Genomic DNA, 22597 nt, shown 5'->3' with positions numbered 1-22597 from the left:
GCGCACGCGGCGCGCCGGGTGCCGCGCGTTCAGCGCAGCAGTTGCGCCAGCGCGGCGCGGTAGTCGGCATACGCGACGGCTTCGTCGCGATGGCGGCGCCCGCTCACGACGCGTTCGCCGCCGGTGTAGACGTCGAGCACCGGCGTGTCGCCATGCTCGGCGAACACCGCGCCCGACAGCCACGCCGTGCTGTCGTGTTCGGCGATCGCCGGATGATCGGGATCGAGCACGAGCCAGTCGGCGCGGCAGCCTTCACGCAGCGCGCCGATGCGCCGCCCGCTGGCCTGCGCGCCGCCCGCGAGCGACGCGTCGAACAGCCGGTCGGCGACATGCGCCTGCGTGTCGCTCGCGAGCACGTTGCGCGCGCGATGCACGAGCCGCTGACCGTATTCGAGCAGGCGCAGCTCCGAGCGCCAGTCGACCGACGCATGGCTGTCCGAGCCGACGCCGATCACGCCGCCCTGCGCGAGAAAGTCGACGGCCGGGAACACGCCGTCGCCGAGGTTCGCCTCGGTGGTCAGGCACAGGCCGGCCACCGCGCGACGCTTCGCGAGCGCGGCCGTTTCGGCCGCATCGACGTGCGTCGCGTGCACGAGGCACCAGCGCGCATCGACGTCGAAGCGATCGAGCAGCCACTGCACGGGACGCGTGCCGTAAGCACGCACGCAATCGTCGACTTCGGCCGTCTGTTCGGCGATATGGATATGCACGGGCGCGTCGTCGGGCAGGCCGTCGAGCAGCACGCGCAATCCGCTCTCGGACACCGCGCGCAGCGAGTGCGGCGCGACGCCGTAGCGCAGTCCGCCATGCTCGGGCGCGACGCGGCGCATCGCGTCGAGCAGTTCGAGCAGCCCGTCCGGCGTGTTGATGAAGCGGCGCTGGTCGTCGCGCGGCGGCTTGTTGCCGAAGCCGGCGAACTGGTACGACACGGGCAGCATCGTGATGCCGATGCCGGCCGAGCGGGCCGCGTCGATCACGCGCGTGCCGAGTTCCGCGATCTGCGGATAGCGCGAGCCGTCCTGCGCGTGATGCACGTAGTGGAATTCGCACACCGACGTGTAGCCGCACTTCAGCATCTCGACGTACAGCCAGCGCGCGATCGCCGCGAGCGCGTCGGGCGTGATCTTCAGCGCGAAACGGTACATGAGGTCGCGCCAGCTCCAGAAGCTGTCGGCGGGATTCGCGCGGTATTCGGTGAGCCCCGCCATCGCGCGCTGGAACGCGTGCGAATGCAGGTTCGGCATGCCGGGCACCACGGGCCCTGCCGCGCGCGCGACGCCGGCCGGCGCGTCGGCATCGGGCGTCACGTCGGTCAGCGTGCCGGCCGCGTCCCAGCGCAGCAGCACGTTGCGGCGCCAGCCATCGGGCAGCCGGGCATGGTCCGCGAACAGCGTCATTTCGGTCATCGTGAGTCTCGTCTGTTGCAAGGCTAGCCGTTGATCCGGCGAAACACCGTCGTACCGCCGCGCACGACCTGCTCGCACAGCGGCCGGCCGATCCAGTAAGCGAGCTCCGACAGCGAGCCGACCGACCAGGCCGCGAAATCGGCCTGGCGACCGACCTCGAGCGCGCCGTGACGATCCGCGCGGCCGAGCGCCGCGGCCGCATGGCGCGTCACGCCCTGCAGCACCTCGGGCACCGTCATGCGGAACAGCGTGCAGCCCATGTTCATCGTCAGCAGCAGCGATTCGAGCGGCGACGTGCCGGGGTTGTGGTCGGTCGCGAGCGCGATCGGCACGCCGTGCTTGCGCAGCAGCTCGATCGGCGGCAATTGCGTTTCGCGAATGAAGTAATACGCGCCGGGCAACAGCACGGCGACCGTGCCGGCCGCCTTCATCGCCTCGATGCCGGCTTCGTCGAGAAATTCGAGGTGGTCGGCGGACAGCGCGCGATACCGCGCGGCGAGCGCGGTGCCGCCCGCGTTCGACAACTGCTCCGCGTGCAGCTTCACCGGCAGGCCGCGCCGCGTCGCGGCCTCGAACACGCGCTCGGTCTGCGCGAGCGAGAAGCCGATGCGCTCGCAAAATACGTCGACCGCATCGACGAGGCCTTCGTCGGCGAGCGCCGGCAGCATCCGCCCGCACACTTCGTCGATGTAGTCATCCGCGCGGCCCGCGTATTCCGGCGGCAGCGCGTGCGCGCCGAGGAACGTGGTGTACACCGTGACCGGAAAGCGCTCGCCGAGCTGGCGCGCGACGCGCAGCATCTTGCGCTCGCTCGCGAGGTCGAGCCCGTAGCCCGACTTGATCTCGATCGCGGTCACGCCTTCGGCGAGCAGCGGCTGCAGGCGTGCGGCCGCCTGCACGAACAGCGCCGTCTCGTCGGCCGCGCGCGTGGCGCGCACCGTCGACACGATCCCGCCGCCCTGCCGCGCGATCTCCTCGTAGCTGACGCCGGCGAGACGCTGCGCGAACTCGTCGGCGCGCGTGCCGCCGTACACGAGGTGCGTATGGCAGTCGACGAGGCCCGGCGTCACCCACGCGCCGTGCAGGTCTTCCCGCCGCCAGTGCGCATAACCGTGCGGCAGCGCGGAAAACGCGCCGAGCCACACGATCGTGCCGGTTTCGTCGACGGAGATCGCCGCATCGTCGATCGTTTCGTCGGGATGGCCGTGCGGACACAGCCTCAGGTGATGCCAGACAATCGGTTTCATGCGTTCAGTCTCGTTCGCCGACGGCGAGCGACACGGCGAGCAGCGCGCCGCCTCCGCTCACGACGACGTCAAACGCACGCCGCGGCCCGTCGAGCCGCAGCGTGTCCATTTCCTGCAGTGCATAGTGCGCGCCGTCGACGTCGATGCCGACTGCGCCGGTCGCGCAGAACAGCAGCACGGTATCGGCGCGCTCGACGCGGTGCGTGCCTTCGGGCCACACGTCGACCGTCCCGCGCGCGGCCGAACGGCGCGTCATCAGGTTGAAGTCGCGCGTGGCGCCGTCGTGCAGCGTCGCATCGGTCGCCGTTTCGCCGGCGAAATCCGCGCGGGCGAGCGGCGCGTCGAGCACGTGGCGCGCGCCGCCCGCTTCCGCGAGCGTCATGCCCGCACCGGACAGCAGCACGAGCGTGCGGTCGATGCCGTCGAAACGCGAGAACGGCCCGGCCGCGCCGACGTCCGCGACGCTCACGCGCCAGGCGAACGCGTCGAGCGCGGCGCCCGGCGGAAACGCGCCGATTTCGCGCGTCACGCCGCCGCCGTTCTTCCACGGCGACGCAACGAGATCCGCCGCGCGGATCATCGTTGCGTGCACCGGCGCCTGATCGAGCGCCGTCATGCTCAGCGGCCGAGCATCGGCAGCTTCAGGCCGGCTTCGCGGGCCGTCTGCTGCGCGAGTTCGTAGCCGGCATCCGCATGGCGCATCACGCCCGTGGCCGGGTCGTTCAGCAGCACGCGGCCGAGACGCTCGTGCGCTTCGGCGGTACCGTCGGCGACGATCACGACGCCCGAGTGCTGCGAGAAGCCCATCCCGACGCCGCCGCCGTGATGCAGCGACACCCACGATGCGCCGCCCGCGGTGTTCAGCAGTGCGTTCAGCAGCGGCCAGTCGCTCACGGCGTCCGAGCCGTCCTTCATCGATTCCGTCTCGCGGTTCGGGCTCGCGACCGAACCGGTGTCGAGGTGGTCGCGGCCGATCACGATCGGGGCCTTCAGTTCGCCGTTCTTCACCATCTCGTTGAATGCCTGGCCGAGGCGATAGCGATCCTTCACGCCGACCCAGCAGATCCGTGCCGGCAGGCCCTGGAACGCGATGCGCTCACGTGCCATGTCGAGCCAGTTGTGCAGGTGCGGATCGTCGGGGATCAGCTCCTTCACCTTCTGGTCGGTCTTGTAGATGTCTTCCGGATCGCCCGACAGCGCGACCCAGCGGAACGGGCCCTTGCCTTCGCAGAACAGCGGGCGGATATAGGCCGGCACGAAGCCCGGGAAGTCGAACGCGTTCTCGACGCCCATTTCCAGCGCCATCTGGCGGATGTTGTTGCCGTAGTCGAGCGTGGCCGCGCCGCGCTCCTGCAGCGTCAGCATCGCGCGCACCTGCACGGCCATCGACTGCTTCGCCGGATGCACGATGCCTTCCGGATCGACCTTCTGCGTCTCGCGCCATTGCGCGACGCTCCAGCCTTGCGGCAGGTAGCCGTTGATCGGGTCGTGCGCGCTCGTCTGGTCGGTCACGCAGTCCGGCGTGATGCCGCGCTCGACGCACTCCGTGAACACGTCGGCCGCGTTGCCGAGCAGGCCGATCGACACCGGCTTGCCGGTGCGCTTCGCTTCCTCGATCATGCCGAGCGCCTCGTCGAGCGTCGTCGCCTTCTTGTCGACGTAGCGCGTCTTCAGGCGGAAGTCGATGCGCGTCTCGTCGCACTCGACCGCGATCATCGAGAAGCCGGCCATCGTCGCCGCCAGCGGCTGCGCGCCGCCCATGCCGCCGAGACCGCCCGTCAGGATCCAGCGGCCCGACGGGTCGCCGTTGAAGTGCTGGTTCGCGACCGAGAAGAACGTTTCATAGGTGCCCTGCACGATGCCCTGGCTGCCGATGTAGATCCAGCTGCCGGCCGTCATCTGGCCGTACATCATCAGGCCCTTGCGGTCGAGCTCGTTGAAGTGCTCCCAGGTCGCCCAGTGCGGCACCAGGTTCGAGTTCGCGAGCAGCACGCGCGGCGCATCCTTGTGCGTGCGGAACACGCCGACCGGCTTGCCCGATTGCACGAGCAGCGTCTCGTCTTCGCCGAGATCCTTCAGCGACGCGAGGATCTGGTCGTAGCATTCCCAGTTGCGCGCCGCGCGGCCGATGCCGCCGTACACGACGAGCGCGTGCGGATGCTCGGCGACTTCCGGATCCAGGTTGTTCTGGATCATCCGGTAGGCCGCTTCGGCCAGCCAGGTCTTGCAGACCTTCTCGCTGCCGCGCGGCGCGCGGATCGTGCGCGTCGGATCGAGACGGGGATCGATGTGTTTCGGATGGTTCATGACGGCTGCTCCCGAGGGAAAGTGAATATTCAAATAGGAATCAGAAATGCCCGGTGAAGCGATAACGGCTGCCGGGGTGCCACAAATTCGCCACCGAGGCGACGACGCCCTGCGACCAGGTGCGCCGATGTAAAACCAGACACGGCTCGACGTCGTCCATCCGCAGCTGCTCGCGCCGCTCGGGCGCCGGGGCCGCCGCTTCGATCCGGTACTCGACGCGCTGCAGCGGTGCCGCGCGCATCAGATACAGGTTCGGCGTCGTGTTCGTGAAATCCTGCTCGGCATAATCCGGCGCGACCGCCGGATTCACCCACCGTTCTTCGAGCTGGACGGGTTCGTCATTCTCGAAGTGCAACACCTGCGAATAAAACAGCTTCGCGCGCACGGCCATCTGCATCTCGTCGGCGAGCGCCTCGTCGGCGCGGATCGTCTCGAGGCCGAGCACGCTGGCGCGGTACGCATGCCCGCGCGCGTCGACCTCCTCCGAGATGCTGCGGATCGCGACGAGCGTCGACTCGTACTTCGGCCGCGCGACGTAGGTGCCGGCGCCCTTCATGCGCGTCAGCACCTGCTCGGCCGTCAACTCGCGCAACGCGCGGTTGACGGTCATGCGCGCGACCTTGAACTCGCGGGCCAGTTCGTTCTCGGAGGGCACCTGATCGCCCTCCGCCCACTCGCCGGCGTGAATGCGGCCCAGGATGAAATCCTTGATCTCCTGGTAGACCGGCGCGCTCATGGGCTTACTGTTCCGATGCGAACGAGAACGGCGCGATCTTCGCGAACGCACGCTCGCCGACGAGCTTCGCGATCACGGCGATGTCCGGTGCGAAGTAGTGGTCGAGTTCGTAGTGCGCGACCTTGCTGCGGATCGTTTCCATCACCGGCGCAAGCTTCGGGCTCGTGTGGTGCGGCGCGCGCAGGTCGACGCCCTGGGCGGCGGCCAGCAGTTCGATCGCGAGGATGTGCTTCGTGTTGTCCGCGATGTCGGCGAGCTTGCGCGCGGCGAACGTCGCCATCGACACGTGGTCTTCCTGGTTCGCCGAGGTCGGCAGCGAGTCGACCGACGCCGGATGCGCGAGCGTCTTGTTTTCCGATGCCAGGGCGGCTGCCGTCACGTGGGCGATCATGAAGCCCGAGTTCACGCCGCCGTCCTTCACGAGGAACGGGGGCAGGCCCGACAGCGTCGCGTCGATCAGCAGCGCGATGCGGCGCTCGGCCAGCGCGCCGATTTCCGATGCGGCGAGCGCGAGGTTGTCGGCCGCGAACGCGACGGGTTCGGCGTGGAAGTTGCCGCCCGACAGCACTTCGCCGGTATCCGGGAAGATCAGCGGGTTGTCCGACACGGCGTTCGCTTCGACCAGCAGCACGTCGGCCGCGTGGCGCATCTGGTCCAGGCACGCGCCCATCACCTGCGGCTGGCAGCGCAGGCTGTACGGATCCTGCACCTTGTCGCAGTCGCGGTGCGACTGGTTGATGGGCGAGCCTTCGAGCAGGTCGCGGTACGACGCGGCCGCGTCGATCTGGCCTTGATGGCCGCGCAGTTCGTGGATGCGGGCGTCGAACGGCTTCACCGAGCCGGCAGCCGCATCGACCGACAGCGCACCCGCGACGAGCGCGGTGCGGTACAGGTCTTCGATCGCGAACATGTTGTCGAGCGCCAGCGCCGTCGAGGCCTGCGTGCCGTTCAGCAGCGCGAGGCCTTCCTTCGCCTGCAGCGTCAGCGGCGCGAGGCCCGCGACGCGCAGACCGTCGAGCGCGCTGGCGCGCTCGCCGCGGATGAACACTTCGCCGACGCCCAGCAGCACGGCCGACATGTGCGCGAGCGGCGCGAGGTCGCCCGATGCGCCGACCGAGCCCTTCACCGGGATCAGCGGCAGCACGTCGGCGTTGAACAGCGTGATCAGCGCGTCCATCACTTCGCGGCGGATGCCCGAGTGGCCGCGGCCGAGGCTCGACAGCTTCAGCGCCATCAGCAGACGCACCGACGAGCGCGCCATCGGCTCGCCGACGCCGACCGCGTGCGACAGCACCAGGTTCTTCTGCAGCAGCTCGAGCTGGTCGTGCGGGATGTGCGTGCTGGCCAGGCGGCCGAAGCCCGTGTTGATGCCGTATGCCGGCTCGCCCTTTGCCGCGATGTCGGCGACGGCCTTCGCGCCTGCGTCGATCTTCGCGAAGCTCGCCGGGTCGAGCTTGAGCTGCACGGATTCGCGAGCGATCTTGCGCAGTTGCGGGAGGGTCAGGTGGCCGGGGGTCAACGTAATCATGTGAGCAATCCTGTCTAGACAAGTTCGTGATGGATTGCAGTGTAGCCATCGCAACTTGTCTAGACAACCCCGTTTTTCACGATTTCGACTCGGGAGTTTCCCTGATGTCCGGCGCGGCCCGCCGCTGTTGTCCGACGGACTCCGGAATTAACATATGTTGCAATTATTTTGTCTTTGGCAACATACGAATCGACACTTTCCCACGATCCGCCCACGGAGACCTGCCATGACCATCCCGCCCCGGTTGACCGCCCTCCTCGGCCGCAGCCTGCTCGCCGCCGCGTGCGCGCTCGCGTGCGGCGCGTCGCTCGCCGCGGAACCGCTGTCCGGCACGCTCGAAAAGATCCGGCAAGGCGGCCTGATCTCGATCGGCCATCGCGAGACGTCGGTGCCGTTCTCCTACGTCGACGCGAGCGGCAAGGTGATCGGCTTCTCGCAGGACCTGTGCGACCGCGTGATCGCCGCCGTGAAGGCGCGCACCGGCAAGCCCGACCTGCAGGTGCGCTTCGTCCCGGTCACGTCGCAGAACCGCATCCCGCTGGTGCAGAACGGCACGGTCGATCTCGAATGCGGGGTGACCACCAACCTCGCCGCGCGCCACGCGCAGGTCGCGTTCTCGACCACCTTCTTCGTCGCGACGACGCGCCTGCTCACGCGCACGGGCTCGGGCATCCGCGACTTCCCCGATCTGGCCGGCAAGACGGTCGTGACGAACCAGGGCACGACGTCCGAACGCCTGCTGCGCAAGATGAACGAGGAGAAGAAGATGAACATGCAGATCATCAGCGCGAAGGACTACGGCGAAGGACGCCTCACGCTCGAATCGGGCCGCGCGGCCGCCTACATGATGGACGACGTGCTGCTCGCCGGCGTGCGCCAGCTCGCGGCGAAGCCGGCCGACTGGACGATCGTCGGCACACCGCAGTCGTCGGAAGCGTACGGGTTCATGCTGCGCAAGGACGATCCGCAGTTCAAGGCGCTCGTCGACGGCGTGCTCGTGCAGCTGATGAAGAGCGGCGAGATCAACGCGCTGTACGACAAGTGGTTCATGAAGCCGGTGCCGCCGAAAGGGCTCGCGTTCGACTTCCCGATGAGCGACGTGATCAAGGCGCGCTACGCGGCGCCGAACGACGTGCCGCTCGAGTGAGCGTCGCGTGCTGAAACGGGTTCAGCGCGTCCACGCGACGCACGCCGCGTAGCCGGGCGCCGCGTCGAGCCAGCCCGCGTCGAACGCGGCCACGCCGGCCGCGGGCGCGGCCGGATCGACGATCGTCGTCGCGGGCGTCGCGGCATCGCGCGGCGGCACGACCGCGAACGCGCGCAGCCCGCCGACGATGCCGGTGCCGAGCGCCTTCAGCAACGCTTCCTTCGCGGACCACACGCGCACGAACGCGTCGGCACGCGCGGCGAGCGGCAGGTCGTCGAGATACGCGGCCTCGGCGGTCGCGCACACCTCGCGCGTCAGCGCACGCCAGTCGGTCGACCGATTGCAGCTTTCGATATCGACGCCGACACGGCCCGTCCCGGTCCACGCGATGAGCGCGTGATCGCCCGCGTGCGACACGTTGAAATCCAGCGATGCGCGATGCGCGGGGTCGAGCGACGGCCGTCCCGATTCGTCGACGACGATCGCGATGTCCTTCGGCGCCACGTCGAGCGTCGCGCCGAGCACATCGCGCAGCGCGGCGCGCGTCGCGGCGCTGCGCACCGCATCCTCGTGCCGCAGGTAGCGCCCGGCGCGCGCGCGCTCGGCCTCGCTCAGCGCCGCATAGGCGGGCGACGCGAGCGGCACGTGCCAGTCGAAATCGATGCGCGCGACCTGCACGCCGGCCTGCGACGCGGCCGGCGGCACGTCGAGAAGGTGCATGCGCCACGCGCGGGACAGGTCGGCGGGAATCTCGGAATCGGGCGGAATGGACATCGGCACGGGGCAGCCAGTCGAATGAAACGTCCGATGTTAATCGATCGCGCGGCGCGGAGGCCGACGCGGCGCGGCCGCCGCATCGACGCGACGGCCGGGTCGCACGCGCGTGCGCGGTCACCCGTGCGCGACGACACCCGGCGCGGCGCTCCCCGCCAGCCGCGCACGCTGCGCCGGATGGCGCGCGTGGACGCGGCCCGGCGCATCGGCCGGCAACGCGCCGTGTTGCAGCCAGTACAGCGCGACGGGCCACAACGTGTCGGCGAAGCGGCTGTGGAAGAACGCGAAGTGGCCGATCGCGTCGACGCCGATGTCGTGCGGCGCGATCCGCAGATGCGTGACGTCGCTGCCCGTGTAGTAGCCGACCAGCCGCTCGATCGCGTCGACCGTGCCGAACCCGTCGTCGTCGAGGCCGATCGCGAGCATCGGCGCCGGCAGCTGCGCGAAGCGCGCCGGCAGCGCGGCGCGGCTCGCGGCGGTTTCGGCGAGCGGGCCATGCGTGTAGGCATCCTCGAAGCGCGCCTGCGAACGCACCCACGACAGCGCGATGCCACGCGGCGTATCCTCCATCCAGCCAAGCCGCTTCGCGGGCACGTAGCCGAACACGGCCGCGAGCGCCGGCATCGCGACATGCCACTTCCACCACATGCGCCGCCGCTCTTCCGGCCGATAGTCGCGCCAGTACGCATACTGCGCGCCGACGGTCACCGCGTGACGCACGTACGCGTTCGACGCCGCCAGCCCGAGCACGCAGCCGCCGATGCTGTGCGCGACGACGTCGAGCGGCTGGCCGGGAAACGCGTCGCGTGCGTACTGCAGCGCGGCCTCGCAATCGAGCCGCCCCCAGTCGAGCCAGTTCGCGCGCAGCTTCGCGAGCCGCGCGGGGCGCGAACCGCCAATCCCGCGATAGTCGTAGACGAGCACGTCACGCCCTTGCGCGAACAGCCAGGCCGCGAAGCGGAAGTAGTAGTCGCAGCGCACCGACGTCGCGCAATTGACGACCGTCACGGGCCGCGTGGCGCCGCCGCCGCGATGCCGCCACACGTAGCCGCGCAGTTGGTAACCGTCGGCCGCGGTCAGCGTCACGGCCTCCGGCGGCAACGCACCCGCCGCGCGCCCGGCCGCCTGATCCGACCCGGCTGCTTCGTTCGAAATCGTCATCCTGTCTCCTGTGCGGCGCCGCGTCACCCGGCGCCCGCCCGATCGGCCAGCCTCCATTGAACTTGACGCGCCCGGCGTTCTCAACCAATCTTGCTGCTCCGTTCGCATGAGCCCTACGCATGTCAACGCCGCTCGTCCGTCTCCCGTCGCTGGACCTCGTGCGCGGCTTCGTCGCCGTCGGCCGCCGCATGAGCATCACGCTCGCCGCGCAGGACCTGTGCGTCACGCAGTCGGCGGTCAGCCGCCAGGTGCACGCGCTCGAGGCGCACCTCGGCGTCGCGCTGCTGCAGCGCGGCTATCGCAAGATCGCGTTCACGCCGGAAGGCGAGCGGCTGTTTCGCGCCGCCGACGCGGCGCTGCTCACCCTGCAGGACACCGTCGCGTCGCTCGCCGCCGCGCGCGAGCGCCAGCCCGTCACGATCACCGCGAGCATTGGCGTCACCGCGCTGTGGTTGCTGCCGCGGCTCGGACGCCTGCAGGCGCGCCTGCCCGACGTCGACTTGCGCGTGGCCGCGAACGACAAGGTACTCGATTTGCGCGCGGAAGGCATCGACCTCGGAATCCGCTACTGCCCGCGCGAGCGCGCGCCGGCCGGCGCGCTGCACCTGTTCGACGAAGTCGTCGTGCCGGTTGCGCACCCGGCGCTGGCCGCGCGGCCCGTCACCGACGCGGCCGCGATCGCCGACCACGTGCTGCTCGAATTCGACGGGCCGCCGCAAACGCCACTGCAATGGCGCGCGCACCTGCACGCGGCCGGGCTCGGCGACGCGCGCCCGAAGGGCGTGCTGCGCTTCAACCAGTACGACCAGGTGATCCACGCCGCGATCGCCGGCCAGGGCGTCGCGCTCGGGCGGCTCGCGCTCGTCGCGCCGATGCTCGCGGACGGCCGGCTCGCGGTGCTCGGCCCGCACTCGCAGGCGTTGTCGGATGCATACGGCTACTGGCTGTTCCGGCACGATCCGGCGCCGCGCCGCGAAGTCGCCGACGTGCGCGACTGGATTCTCGCGGAAGCGGCCGAATGCGACGCTGCGATTCGCGCGTACGACGTGACGCAGCGGTAATCGGCGAGCGAATTTCCGCATCGAGCCGATGCCGATGCGGCGTCGCGCACGAGATGCGCGCAGCCACCGGCGATGCACTGACGCCCCGACTACACTGCATCCGCCGCGTATCACGCCGGCCGCATGCGTCGCAGCGGCTCCACGCATCCGGCCCGTACGGCCTTCGCCGCCGGCATCGCGTCCGAACCGCGTTGCATTCCCCACGCGCATGCGAACGCGACCGAATGATCGCTTGAGCGCGCCGCGGCCGGATCGTCTAATCGGATCGAACGCGGCGTCGTGCCGCACGCATTCATCCGGAGACCCGCATGACCCCGATCGAACAGGACACCCGGCGCCGCTGGCTGCCGGTGCTCGCGGGCGGCCTCATCATGGGCGCCGCGCTCGGCATCCGCCACGTGCAGGGGCTGTTCCTCGCTCCCGTCACGCTCGACCACGGCTGGTCGCGCGAAGCGTTCGGCCTCGCGCTCGCGCTGCAGAACCTGATCTGGGGCATCGCGCAGCCGTTCACCGGGATGATCGCCGACCGCTTCGGGTCGGTGCGCGTGATCGTCGCCGGCATGCTGCTGTATGCGGCCGGGCTCGTCACGATGGCGTTCGCCGCGTCGGTCGGCGTATTCACGGTCGGCGCGGGGCTCGTGATCGGCATCGCGCTGTCGGGGTCGGCCTTCGCGTCGATCTACGGCGCGCTGAGCCGGCTGTTTCCGCCCGACCGGCGCGGCTGGGCGCTCGGTGTCGCCGGCGCGATCGGCGGGCTCGGCCAGTTCTGCATGGTGCCGGTCGCGCAGGTGATGATCGGCGGCATCGGCTGGCAGCATGCCTTCGTCGCGCTCGCGCTCGTCGCCGGGCTGCTCGCGCCGCTCGCCGTGCTGGTGCGCGACCGACCCGCGCAGGCCGCGAGTCGCGCGGACGGCCCCGACCAGTCGATCGGCGCGGCGGTGCGCGAAGCGTTCGCGCATCGCGGCTTCTGGCTGCTGAACGCGGGGTTCTTCGCCTGCGGGTTCCAGCTCGCGTTCATCGCGACCCACCTGCCCGCCTACCTGCTCGATCACGGCCTGCCGGCGCGCCATGCCAGCGTCGCGCTCGCACTGATCGCGTTGACCAACGTGGCCGGCACCTACGCATGCGGCCATCTCGGCGGCCTGCTGCGGCGCAAGTATGTGCTGTCCGTACTGTATCTCGTCCGCGCGCTGGCGATGGCCGCGTTCGTCGCCGCGCCGTTGTCGCCCGCGAGCGTCTACGTGTTCGCGGCCGTGATGGGCTTCACGTGGCTCGGCACCGTGCCGCTGACCAACGGCGTGATCTCGCAGGTGTTCGGCGTGCGCTACATCGCGACGCTGTTCGGCTTCGTCTTCTTCGGGCACCAGCTCGGCAGCTTCTTCGGTGTATGGCTCGGCGCGCTCGTGTACGACGCGACGCATTCGTATCTGCCGCTGTGGATCGGCTCGATCGCGCTCGGCGTGCTGGCCGCGCTGCTGCACCTGCCGATCGACGACGCGCGCATCGCGCGTCCGGTGCCGGGCAAGGCCGCGTGGGCGTGATGCGCGCGGCGCTGGCCGTCGGCGCGCTCGCGTTCGTCGCGTGGTGCGGCGCGGCCTACTTCGATGCGGGCGTCGCGCTTGCGCTGCTCGAGCACGCGGCGTTCTGCGACTGACATGGCAAGCGCCACCGCGCGCACGGGCGTGCCGGCTGCGCTCCGCGACGTCTAGCGACGCTTCGGCAGCGTGGCCAGCGCATCGAGCGCACGCCGCCGCGCGCCGTCGTGATCGACGATCGGCGCCGGATAGTCGACGCCGAGCCGCACGCCGGCCGCCGCGAGTTCCACCGGCGACGCCTCCCACGGCGCATGGATCGTCGCCGCGTCGAGGCCCGCGAGTTCCGGCACCCAGCGGCGCACGTAGGCGCCCTGCGGATCGAACTTCCGCCCCTGCGTCACCGGATTGAAGATGCGGAAATACGGTGCGGCGTCGGCGCCGCAGCCGGCGACCCATTGCCAGTTCGCCGGGTTGTTCGCGACGTCCGCGTCGACGAGCGTGTCGTAAAACCAGCGCTCGCCGGCCCGCCAGTCGATCAGCAGATGCTTGACGAGAAACGATGCGACGACCATCCGCACCCGGTTGTGCATCCAGCCGGTCGCCCACAGCTCGCGCATCCCCGCGTCGACGAGCGGATAGCCGGTCAGCCCGCGCTGCCAGGCGCGCAGCGCGGCGGGATCGTCGCGCCACGGCATCGCGTCGAACTGCGCGCGGAAGTTGTCGGTCGCGAGCGCCGGGAAGTGATACAGCAGCACGTGGCTGAATTCGCGCCAGCCGAGCTCGCTCAGGAATTTCTCGGCGCCGGCGGCGCAGGCCGCGCCGCCCGCCTGTGCGGCCCCCTGCACCGCATGCCACACCTGGCGCGGCGACACGTTGCCGAAGCGCAGGAACGGCGACAGCCGGCTCGTCGCCGGCCGGTCGGGCCGGTCGCGCGTATCGGCATAGCCGGCCAGCGACTCGACCGAAAACGCGTCGAGCCGCGCATGCGCGCCGGCCTCGTCGGGTGCCGGCCATGCGTCGCGCAGGCCGCTCGCCCAGTCCGGCGCGCCCGGACGCAACGCGAGCGCGTCGAGCGCCAACGCGCGTTCGCGCACGCCGGCCGGCCACGGGTGAAACGCGATCCTTGCGGGCGCCGGCAACGGCGCCGCCACCGTGCGATCGCGCCGCACCGCGCGCCAGTATGCGGTGAACACCTGGAACGGCGTGCCGGCGCCCGTCAGCACGTCCCACGGCTCGTTCAGCAGGCTGCCGTTGCTGCTCTCGACCTCGAGGCCGCGCGCCTTCAGCGACGCCTTCAACGCGGCATCGGCATCGCGCTGCGGCAGCGCATAGCGGCGGTTCCAGTACACGGCCGCCGCGCCCGTGTCGTGCACGACGCGTTCGATCTCGCGCGGCGCATCGCCGCGCAGCAGCAGCAGGCGGCCGCCATGACGCGCGAGCGCCGCGTCGAGTCCGGCGAGCGCCCCGTGCAACCACCAGCGCGCCGCGCCGCCGAGCGCGCGCCCCGCGCTTTCGCCCGTATCGTCGACGTACACGCACACGAGCGGCCGGCCCGACGCGACCGCGCGCGTCAGCGCGGGCTGGTCGGTCACGCGCAGATCGTCGCGGAACCACACGACGGCAGGAGCAACGGACGACTTCGCTGGCACGGGCACCTCGGGGCAGGAAACGGAAGAGTGACCGGTATTGTCGCGGCATGGTCGCGCGATGTCGATGTCCGACGCGCAACCGGCGCACGCAAACGCGTCGCGTACCGACGCCGCCGCCCCGCCGGATCGCGAGCCCGGTGAAACGCCTTAGTCCATTCCGACGATTCTTCGCCGCACGCGCCGGCCTACGCTCGATGTCGGGTTCGCCGCGATGTGCGGCACGCGCCGGCCGCCGGTCGGCCACGCGCATCGCGCCACCCATCCGCCCGGGCGCGCCCGCGGTCCCGTCCTCACCGTCAACCTCACCCGATACCCGCCATGACCAAACCCGCCAATCTCGTCACCTCAATCACCGTCGCGATCAACGCCCCCGCTGCCGTCGTCTGGGAAGTGCTGACCGACTTCCCCCGCTACGGCGAATGGAACACCTTCTGCGTCGGCCTCGAAACGACCGGCCGGATCGGCGACTTCGTGTACATGCAGGTGCGCATTCCGGGCACGGAGACGGTGATTCCCGTCAACGAAATCCTCGTCGCGTGCGAGCCCGAGCGTCTGCTGTCGTGGGAGCAGCGCCCGACCGACGACAACAAGGACGCCGCGCGCCGCGACCAGTACGTCGAAGCCGACGGCGCCGAACGCTGCCGCTACTTCACGACCGATCAGTTTCTCGGCATCAACGCGGAAACGATCATGCGCGAGCACGGCGGATGGGTGAAACAGGGGTTCGACCAGTGCGCGCGCGACGTGAAGCGGCGCGCGGAAGCGCTGCACGCGTCACGTCGGCGCAAAAGCGCGTGACGGAGCACGGCCGATGTCCGCGCGTTCAGTCGAGACGGAAGGCCGCCTCGAAACGCTCGGCGAACGCGTCGAACTCGCTTTCCGGCAGATGGTTGATGCCGCCCGCGCGCTTGCGCCCGCCGCCGGTCGGGAAACCGCGGCAGAATTCGTCGGCGCCGAGCGGCCGGCCGTCGGGCACGCGCACGCTGACGACGAGCCCGCCCTGCGCACGCGGCGACAGTACCGCGAGCGCCGCATGCGGTGCATTGCGCATCCGCTCGTTCGCGAGCATCCCCGTCGCGCGTCGCGCCCACGGATGATCCGGCATCCTGATCAGCGTCGCGCCCGGCACGTCGCGCAGCGGCGCGAGCGCGCATGCACGCGCCATGTCGTCGCGATAGCCGTCGCGCAGCGCGGCGAACACCGGCGTGCCGCGCACGAAGTCGAGCGGATCCGCGCACGGCAGCATCGCATCGGCCAGCACGGCCGGATCGAAATGCAGATCGTCGACGCAGTCGCCGTATGCGTTGTAGTTCAGGTAGAGCCCGAGTTCGGCGAGCGTGCCGCGCTCGGCCTCGTCGAGCGCATATTCGCGCGCAAGCGCGTCGCCGAGCGCCGGCAGTTCGTCGCCGAACGCCGCGACGATCGCCCAGCGCACATGGCGGCCGCCGAGATGGCGATTCACGAGCGCGCTCGTGCAGACGTCGGCGGCCGTGTCGATATACGCGTCGAAGCGCGGATCGCCCGGCAGCTCGCCCGCGAAGTGATGGTCGAAGTAGCGGACCGCCGCGCCGTCGCGCAGCAGCCGCGCGCAGGCGTCGCGGTTCTGGTCGTGCGACACGTCGAGCACGGTCACGCGGTCGCCGGCTCGTGCGTCGATTCGCTCGAGCAGCCTGATGTCGCGCTTCACGCCGGTCACGAGCGTGCCGCGTTCGCCCTCCGCGAGCCGCAGTTGCTGCAGCGCGCACAGGCCGTCCGCGTCGCCGTTGAACGCGAAGAAATGTCGTCCCCGCCGGGGTTCCCGTTCCTGCATCATCCGTCGCTCCGTCCTCAGGGCATGAAGTCGCCGCCGTTCGCGTCCAGCGTCGCGCCGGTCACCGCGTTCGCGTAATCCGACGCGAGGAACAGCGCCGCGCGCGCGCAGTCGTCGTCGGTCGGCAATTTCGCGAGCGCGATGTTCGACGCGATCGGCGCGACGATCTCCTCCTCCGTCACCCCGTACTCGGCTGCGGCCTGCCGGAAATACGTCTGCGTCGGCACGCCCCACATCCAGCCCATGTGGATGCTGTTCGCGCGGATCCCGTGCACGCCGAGCTCGCGTGCCAGGTATTTTGCCGCAACGGCGAGCGCGCCCTTCGACATAGCGTAGCCCGATTCCCCTGCAAACGGCTTGCGGGTCGCCTGCGTGTTGATCATCACGATCGCGCCGCGTTTCTGCCGCTTCATGTGCGGGACGATTTCCTGCGTGAGCGTCATCGTGCCGAACACGTTGGTGTCGAACACCGCGCGCCAGCCATCGAGATCGGCTTCCTCGACCGCCTCCGGAAACGTGCCGTGCACGAACGCGCTGTTTACGAGCGCGTCGATCCGGCCGAAGCGCTCGACCGCCTGCGTCGCGAGCTGCCGGCACTGCGCGCGCTCGGCGATGTCGGTTCGCACCTTCAGCACGTCGCACGCGACGCCGAGTGCGCGGATTCGCGTTTCCGCGTCGTCGAGCTTTTCCATCGTGCGTGCCGCGACGACCACGCCGCGCGCGCCCTCGCGTGCCGCCTCGACGGCGAGCTTCACGCCGAGCCCCGGCCCGATTCCGGAAATCACGACGATCTTGTCCTTCAGCAACATGGGTTGTCTCCTGGTTGTCGTTGGTGTCGCGGGCGCGCCGTCAGCCGGCCGCCCGCAGGTGCCGCGCGCGATACGCGGCGAAGTCGTGCGCCAGTTGCGCATCGGTGAAGCCGAAGCGCGCGATCGAATAGTCGTGCGCGGCGCGCTTGTCGCGGCCGTTGCGCGCGATCCAGTCCGTCATCGCCGCGCGCTGCCGTGCATCGAGCGGCATGCCGGCGAATCGGTACACGGCTTGCGCGACGCCGAGCGGATTCGACACGGTGTCCTCGAAACGCACGTCGAGAAACCGCTCGGGCGGCAGCGCGTCGCGCGCCGCCATCGCCGCGCCGATCGCGCGCGCCATCCCCGCGTTCCACTGCGCGCCGACCGTGCGCGGATCGGGGTCGTCCGCGTACATCTGCCACAGCGTGTGTGCCATGCTCGCCATCGACGGAATCGTCTGCGCCGGATCGCGATGCGTGAGCACCACCTGCGCGCGCGGAAACACGCGGCACAGCACGTCGAGCGCATGCAGGTGCTGCGGCGTCTTCAGCAGCCAGCGCTCGGCCGGCGCGACGCCGCGCCGCGCCTTCTGCCACTGCAGGAACTGCAGCATCCGCTTCAGGTACGTATAGACGGGCGTCAGGTCCTGCTTCGCGAGCCACGCCGTATAGCCCGGCACGTTCGCGTACGAATCCATCGCGCACACGAACGAATGCTCCATCAGCATGAACTCCTCGTCGGCGAGCATCGCGTCGAGCGGATGGATCGTCAGGATCTGCGGAATGCAGTCGATCATCGTCGCGACCTCGGCCCGCGCGCGCGCGATGCGCACGGTCGGCGCGTCGAGCGTCTCGCCGGCGAGCGGCGCCGGATAACGCGTTTCCCACCACGCGGCCGAATGAAAGCGCGGGTCGACCGCGAGCAGCCGCTGCAGCAGCGTCGTGCCGGTGCGCGGCAGGCCGACGATCACGAGCGGATCGTCGATCTCGATGTCGGCGATCTCCGGATGACGACGGCAGTAATCCTCGACGACGAGCCGGTTCGCGAGCTGGCCGACGAGCTTCTCCCGCATCATCTCCGCGCCGCGCGCGGAGAGCCGCGCCTCGTCGATCAGCGATGCGCACATCACGTCGAGCGCCTCGCGATACGGGCCGTCGCCGAACGCGGCGAGGCCGCCCGTGCGCGACACGGCCTCGGCGATCAGCCCGTCGGCATCGAGCAGCGTGCGGGTCCGGTCGAGCGGCGCGTTCATGCGGCCTCCCTCAGCGCGGCGAGCTTGACGACGCGCGTGCGCGGATGCACCGGCCGCGCGGCGCCGACCCAGCGCCAGCAGATCGTGCCGGTGCGATGCCCGGCCGTATCGAGCCAGTTCGCGTCGCCCGGCCGCGACGCGGCGACCACCACCGTCACGCCGCCGTCGGCATTCAGGCGCGCGCCGTGCTTGTTCACGCAGATGTCGAAGTGCCGGTAGTCGAGCGACTCCATCCAGTAGTTGTTGAGCTGCACGTTCCAGAAGTCGCAGTCGGGCACCGTGTCGACGTCGATCACGAGCGCCTCGTCGTCGGCCAGCGACCAGCACGAGTGGTAGTAGTAGATGTTCGGATCGCCGCCGACCGACTGGCACAGCGCCTGGTCCGCGGGCGGCAGCGCGTTCACGTGCGCCCCGTAGCTCGCGGCCCAGTCGGCGAACAGCTTCGACGTCTGCTCGACGAACCGCGCGGCGCGCATGAAGCCGCCCTGCAGCACGAGCGGGTCGAGCGGCGCCGGGCGCTCGTGCGCGCCGAGGCGCTCGATCTTCAGTTGCGCGGGCGTCTCCGCGCGCCGGTCGAGGAAGGTCTGGCGCACCAGCAGCGCGTTCGTATCCGGCGCCATGCGTACCCAGTTGCCCGCGCGCGGCGTCGCGCTCAGCACGATCTCGAAGCTGCCGTCCGGCGCGATCTCGAGCTGCTTCGCATCGAGAAACCCGGTCTGCAGCATCTTGCCGTCCGTCTCGTAGCCGCCCTTCTGCGTGCCGAAGCTCAGGTACGCGACCGTGCCGCGCCGCCCCGTCACGCGATAGTCGCAGCGGCCGTCGAGGCGCGCGTACTGGTACAGGTTGTCGGGATTGTCGGCGCCGATCTTCGCGGTCTCGTGCGACGGCGAGAAGAAGCCGGGCCATGCGCCGTCCGCGAACTCGACGTGCATTTCGAGCGCGATGCGCATCAGCCGGCTCAGGTAGCGGAACCCTTCCGCGCGCGTGAGCGGATCGCCCGGCGCCTCGGCGCGCAGGATCTGCTGTCCGCTGCGTTTCAGGGTGTCGCAGAAATCGGCCCAGGTCTGGCCCGAAAGCAGTTGCGTGGCACGTGTGTCGTCCGTCATGTGTCGTCTCCGCCGGTGGTCGAGCGCTCACCTTAAGCGAGCGCTCCACGCGCCACTTCGTCCGGGTGGACTAAGGAAAGATCCGCTGCGCCGCCGTGCCGCGGTTTAGTCCACACGGACGAAGAGCGGCACCGCCGTCGCTCGATACCGTTGGCGTCATGCACGCAACGCCGCACATGTCGCGCGGCGCCGGCATGCAACAAGGAGACGAACGATGTTGACCCACTTGGAGCGACTGGAGGCCGAAAGCATCCACATCATGCGCGAGGTGGTCGCGGAAAGCGAAAACCCGGTGATGCTCTATTCGATCGGCAAGGACAGCTCGGTCATGCTGCATCTCGCGATGAAGGCGTTCTACCCGGCGAAGCCGCCCTTTCCGCTGCTGCACGTCGATACGACGTGGAAGTTCCGCGAGATGATCGCGTTTCGCGACGCGACCGCCGAGCGTCTCGGCCTCGACCTGCGCGTGCACGTGAACCCCGACGGCGTGGCGAACGACATCAATCCGTTCACGCACGGCTCGGCCGTGCACACCGACGTGTGGAAGACGCAAGGGCTCAAGCAAGCGCTCGACCATTTCGGCTTCGACGCCGCGTTCGGCGGCGCGCGCCGCGACGAGGAGAAATCGCGCGCGAAGGAGCGCATCGTGTCGCTGCGCTCCGAGCAGCACCGCTGGGATCCGAAGCGCCAGCGGCCCGAACTCTGGTCGCTGTACAACGCGCGCAAGCGCCGCGGCGAAAGCCTGCGCGTGTTTCCGATTTCCAACTGGACCGAGCTCGACGTCTGGCAATACATCCGGCTGCACGACATTCCGATCGTGCCGCTCTACTACGCGAAGGAGCGGCCGGTGGTCGAGCGCGACGGCGCGCTGATCATGGTCGACGACGAACGCCTGCCGTTGCGCGAAGGCGAAGTGCCGCAGCTGCGCAAGGTGCGCTTTCGCACGCTCGGCTGCTATCCGCTCACGGGCGCGATCGACAGCGACGCGAGCTCGCTCGACGAGATCCTGCAGGAGATGCGCGACACGCGCACGTCCGAGCGCCAGGGACGCCTGATCGACAGCGATTCGGCCGGCTCGATGGAAAAGAAGAAACAGGAGGGATATTTCTGATGGCACACGTTCTGACCGCGCCCGAGGCGCTCGCGCACCCGGCTCCCGTCCCGCACGCCGACGATGCCCGGACGAAAGACCTGCTGCGCTTCATCACGTGCGGCAGCGTCGACGACGGCAAGAGCACGCTGATCGGCCGCCTGCTCTACGAATCGAACATGCTGTTCGACGACCAGCTGACCCAGCTCGAAGCCGATTCGAAGAAAGTCGGCACGCAAGGCGGCGACCTCGATTTCGCGCTGCTCGTCGACGGCCTGTCGGCCGAGCGCGAACAGGGCATCACGATCGACGTCGCGTACCGCTTCTTCGCGACCGCGCGACGCAAGTTCATCGTCGCCGATACGCCCGGCCACGAGCAATACACGCGCAACATGATCACCGGCGCGTCGACCGCCGACCTCGCGGTGATCCTGATCGACGCGCGCAAGGGCGTGCTCACGCAGACGCGCCGCCACAGCCACCTCGTCGCGCTGATCGGCATCAGACGCGTCGTGCTCGCGATCAACAAGATGGATCTGGTCGACTACGATCGCGCGGTGTTCGAGCGCATCGACGCCGACTATCGCGCGTTCGCGGCCGAGCTCGGTCTCGACGAGATCGTCAGCATTCCGATGTCCGCGCTGCGCGGCGACAACGTGATCGCGTCGAGCACGCGGATGCCGTGGTACGCGGGCCCGCCGCTGATGCAGCATCTCGACACGCTGCCGCTCGTCGAGCGCGTGACGCGCGACGAACCGTTCCGCCTGCCCGTGCAATGGGTCAACCGTCCGCATCTGAACTTCCGCGGCTATGCCGGCAGCATCGCGTCCGGCGAAGTGCGTGTCGGCGAACGCGTGCGCGTGCTGCCGTCCGGCCGGGAAAGCCGCGTCGCGTCGGTGATCACGCCGGCCGGCGAAGCCGACGTCGCGCGTGCCGGCGAGGCGGTGACGCTCACGCTCGCCGACGAAATCGACATCAGCCGCGGCGACATGATCGCGCGTGCCGACGCGCCGCCGGAGGTGGCCGATCAGTTCGAGGCGACGCTCGTGTGGATGCACGACGACCCGCTGCTGCCCGGCCGGCCGTATCTCGTGAAGCTCGGCACGCAGACGGTCGGCGCGACCTGCGCGACGCCGAAGTACAAGATCGACGTGAACACGCGCGAGCATCTCGCCGCGCGCACGCTCGCGCTGAACGAGATCGGCGTGTGCAACCTGAGCTTCGACCGGCCCGTCGCGTTCGATCCGTACGACCGGAACCGTCACACGGGCGGCTTCATCGTGATCGACCGCTTCACCAACGACACGGTCGGCGCCGGGATGCTGCACTTCGCGCTGCGCCGCGCGCACAACGTGCACTGGCAGGCCGTCGACGTCGACCGCGACGCGCGCGCGGCGCAGAAGGCGCAGACGCCGCGCATCGCATGGCTGACCGGGCTGTCCGGCGCGGGCAAGTCGACGATCGCGAACCTCGTCGAGCAGCGGCTGCATGCGCTCGGCAAGCACACGTACCTGCTCGACGGCGACAACGTGCGGCACGGGCTCAACCGCGATCTCGGCTTCACCGAGGCCGATCGCGTGGAGAACATCCGGCGCGTGGCCGAAGTCGCGCGGCTGATGCTCGATGCCGGGCTCATCACGCTCGTGTCGTTCATCTCGCCGTTCCGCGCGGAACGCGACATGGCGCGCGCGCTGGTCGGTGCCGACGAGTTCGTCGAAGTGTTCGTCGACACGCCGCTCGCGGTTGCCGAGGAACGCGATCCGAAGGGGTTGTACAAGAAGGCGCGCAAGGGCGAACTGAAACACTTCACGGGCATCGACTCGCCGTACGAGCCGCCCGCGCAGCCGGAACTGCGCATCGACACGGTGGCCGAGTCGCCGGAAACGGCGGCCGACCGCATCGTCGCGTACCTGCTGCGCGAGCGCGTCGCCTGACCCTCGCCGGCCGCGTCGCACGGGCACGGCCCGCGTCGTCTACTCCGTTCGGATGACGCGGGC

Annotated in this window: 19 protein-coding genes and 1 pseudogene; 7 read left to right on the top strand and 13 right to left on the bottom strand. The window is 69.8% G+C overall.

What is annotated here, in order from left to right:
* Window positions 1-29 precede the first annotated feature (29 nt).
* Genes ACV22V_RS03850 through hutH form a run of 6 tightly spaced genes read right to left on the bottom strand, consistent with a single transcriptional unit; the run spans window position 30 to window position 7224 of the window.
* Window positions 30-1406: a formimidoylglutamate deiminase gene (locus ACV22V_RS03850; protein ID WP_448013072.1), complete on the bottom strand. Its 1377-nt coding sequence runs from the start codon at window positions 1404-1406 to the stop codon at window positions 30-32.
* A gap of 23 nt (window positions 1407-1429) precedes the next feature.
* Window positions 1430-2653: an imidazolonepropionase gene (gene hutI / locus ACV22V_RS03845; protein WP_448013071.1), complete on the bottom strand. Its 1224-nt coding sequence runs from the start codon at window positions 2651-2653 to the stop codon at window positions 1430-1432.
* Window positions 2654-2657: 4 nt separating this feature from the next.
* Window positions 2658-3269 carry a HutD/Ves family protein gene (locus ACV22V_RS03840; RefSeq protein WP_448013069.1) on the bottom strand — a complete coding sequence of 204 codons (612 nt, stop codon included), beginning with the start codon at window positions 3267-3269 and terminating at the stop codon, window positions 2658-2660.
* 2 nt (window positions 3270-3271) lie between these two features.
* On the bottom strand, window positions 3272-4960 hold the full coding sequence (gene hutU / locus ACV22V_RS03835) for a urocanate hydratase (RefSeq protein ID WP_059535688.1): 1689 nt from the start codon (window positions 4958-4960) through the stop codon (window positions 3272-3274).
* A gap of 40 nt (window positions 4961-5000) precedes the next feature.
* Complete coding sequence (gene hutC, locus ACV22V_RS03830; protein WP_044847652.1) at window positions 5001-5696, bottom strand: histidine utilization repressor; 696 nt, start codon at window positions 5694-5696, stop codon at window positions 5001-5003.
* A gap of 4 nt (window positions 5697-5700) precedes the next feature.
* The gene (gene hutH, locus ACV22V_RS03825) at window positions 5701-7224 is read right to left on the bottom strand and encodes a histidine ammonia-lyase (RefSeq protein WP_059701623.1); all 1524 of its coding nucleotides are present in this window, start codon (window positions 7222-7224) and stop codon (window positions 5701-5703) included.
* 226 nt (window positions 7225-7450) lie between these two features.
* On the opposite strand from hutH, the gene ACV22V_RS03820 reads away from it, so the two are divergent.
* On the top strand, window positions 7451-8371 hold the full coding sequence (locus ACV22V_RS03820; RefSeq protein WP_448013067.1) for a glutamate/aspartate ABC transporter substrate-binding protein: 921 nt from the start codon (window positions 7451-7453) through the stop codon (window positions 8369-8371).
* A gap of 21 nt (window positions 8372-8392) precedes the next feature.
* Here the strand turns inward: ACV22V_RS03820 and ACV22V_RS03815 are convergent, their stop codons facing one another.
* Together ACV22V_RS03815 and ACV22V_RS03810 are read right to left on the bottom strand one after the other, a co-directional pair.
* Window positions 8393-9145, bottom strand: coding sequence for a 4'-phosphopantetheinyl transferase family protein (locus tag ACV22V_RS03815; protein ID WP_448013065.1), 753 nt, complete (start codon window positions 9143-9145; stop codon window positions 8393-8395).
* 117 nt (window positions 9146-9262) lie between these two features.
* On the bottom strand, window positions 9263-10306 hold the full coding sequence (locus ACV22V_RS03810; protein ID WP_448013064.1) for an alpha/beta hydrolase family protein: 1044 nt from the start codon (window positions 10304-10306) through the stop codon (window positions 9263-9265).
* A 119-nt stretch (window positions 10307-10425) separates the two neighbouring features.
* Between ACV22V_RS03810 and ACV22V_RS03805 the strand changes: the two genes are divergently transcribed.
* From ACV22V_RS03805 to ACV22V_RS03795, 3 genes are all read left to right on the top strand, one after another.
* A complete protein-coding gene (locus ACV22V_RS03805; RefSeq protein WP_448013062.1) occupies window positions 10426-11367 on the top strand; it encodes a LysR substrate-binding domain-containing protein in 942 nt (313 codons plus the stop codon).
* Between the two features lie 308 nt (window positions 11368-11675).
* The gene (locus tag ACV22V_RS03800; RefSeq protein WP_448013061.1) at window positions 11676-12908 is read left to right on the top strand and encodes an MFS transporter; all 1233 of its coding nucleotides are present in this window, start codon (window positions 11676-11678) and stop codon (window positions 12906-12908) included.
* On the top strand, window positions 12899-13021 hold the full coding sequence (locus tag ACV22V_RS03795; protein ID WP_059817902.1) for a hypothetical protein: 123 nt from the start codon (window positions 12899-12901) through the stop codon (window positions 13019-13021). Before ACV22V_RS03800 ends, ACV22V_RS03795 begins: the two co-directional genes overlap by 10 nt.
* Window positions 13022-13072: 51 nt before the next feature.
* Here the strand turns inward: ACV22V_RS03795 and ACV22V_RS03790 are convergent, their stop codons facing one another.
* Entirely contained in the window at window positions 13073-14551 is a 1479-nt protein-coding gene (locus ACV22V_RS03790; RefSeq protein ID WP_448013059.1) for a cryptochrome/photolyase family protein, read from the bottom strand.
* 318 nt (window positions 14552-14869) lie between these two features.
* Here ACV22V_RS03790 and ACV22V_RS03785 point away from each other — a divergent pair, with 318 nt between their 5' ends.
* Window positions 14870-15349, top strand: coding sequence for an SRPBCC domain-containing protein (locus tag ACV22V_RS03785; protein WP_448013057.1), 480 nt, complete (start codon window positions 14870-14872; stop codon window positions 15347-15349).
* Between the two features lie 25 nt (window positions 15350-15374).
* Here ACV22V_RS03785 and ACV22V_RS03780 read toward each other — a convergent pair whose 3' ends face one another.
* Genes ACV22V_RS03780 through ACV22V_RS03765 form a run of 4 tightly spaced genes read right to left on the bottom strand, consistent with a single transcriptional unit; the run spans window position 15375 to window position 19510 of the window.
* Window positions 15375-16361, bottom strand: coding sequence for a hypothetical protein (locus tag ACV22V_RS03780; protein WP_059689198.1), 987 nt, complete (start codon window positions 16359-16361; stop codon window positions 15375-15377).
* Between the two features lie 17 nt (window positions 16362-16378).
* On the bottom strand, window positions 16379-17170 hold the full coding sequence (locus ACV22V_RS03775; RefSeq protein ID WP_059701638.1) for an SDR family oxidoreductase: 792 nt from the start codon (window positions 17168-17170) through the stop codon (window positions 16379-16381).
* A 40-nt stretch (window positions 17171-17210) separates the two neighbouring features.
* Complete coding sequence (locus ACV22V_RS03770; protein ID WP_448013055.1) at window positions 17211-18404, bottom strand: sulfotransferase family protein; 1194 nt, start codon at window positions 18402-18404, stop codon at window positions 17211-17213.
* On the bottom strand, window positions 18401-19510 hold the full coding sequence (locus ACV22V_RS03765; protein WP_448013054.1) for a DUF1214 domain-containing protein: 1110 nt from the start codon (window positions 19508-19510) through the stop codon (window positions 18401-18403). The genes ACV22V_RS03770 and ACV22V_RS03765 overlap by 4 nt, the downstream gene beginning before the upstream one ends.
* A 190-nt stretch (window positions 19511-19700) precedes the next feature.
* Here ACV22V_RS03765 and cysD point away from each other — a divergent pair.
* Together cysD and cysN are read left to right on the top strand one after the other, a co-directional pair.
* Window positions 19701-20621 (top strand): annotated as a pseudogene (gene cysD, locus ACV22V_RS03760) (sulfate adenylyltransferase subunit CysD); the annotation flags it as partial.
* Window positions 20621-22534 (top strand): sulfate adenylyltransferase subunit CysN, encoded by a 1914-nt coding sequence (cysN, locus tag ACV22V_RS03755; RefSeq protein ID WP_448013053.1) that lies wholly within the window; start codon window positions 20621-20623, stop codon window positions 22532-22534. The pseudogene cysD and the gene cysN, both read left to right, overlap by 1 nt.
* Window positions 22535-22597 lie beyond the last annotated feature (63 nt).

This window comes from Burkholderia sp. AW33-5, from assembly GCF_053427615.1.
This window is presented reverse-complemented; position numbering and strand designations above follow the sequence as displayed.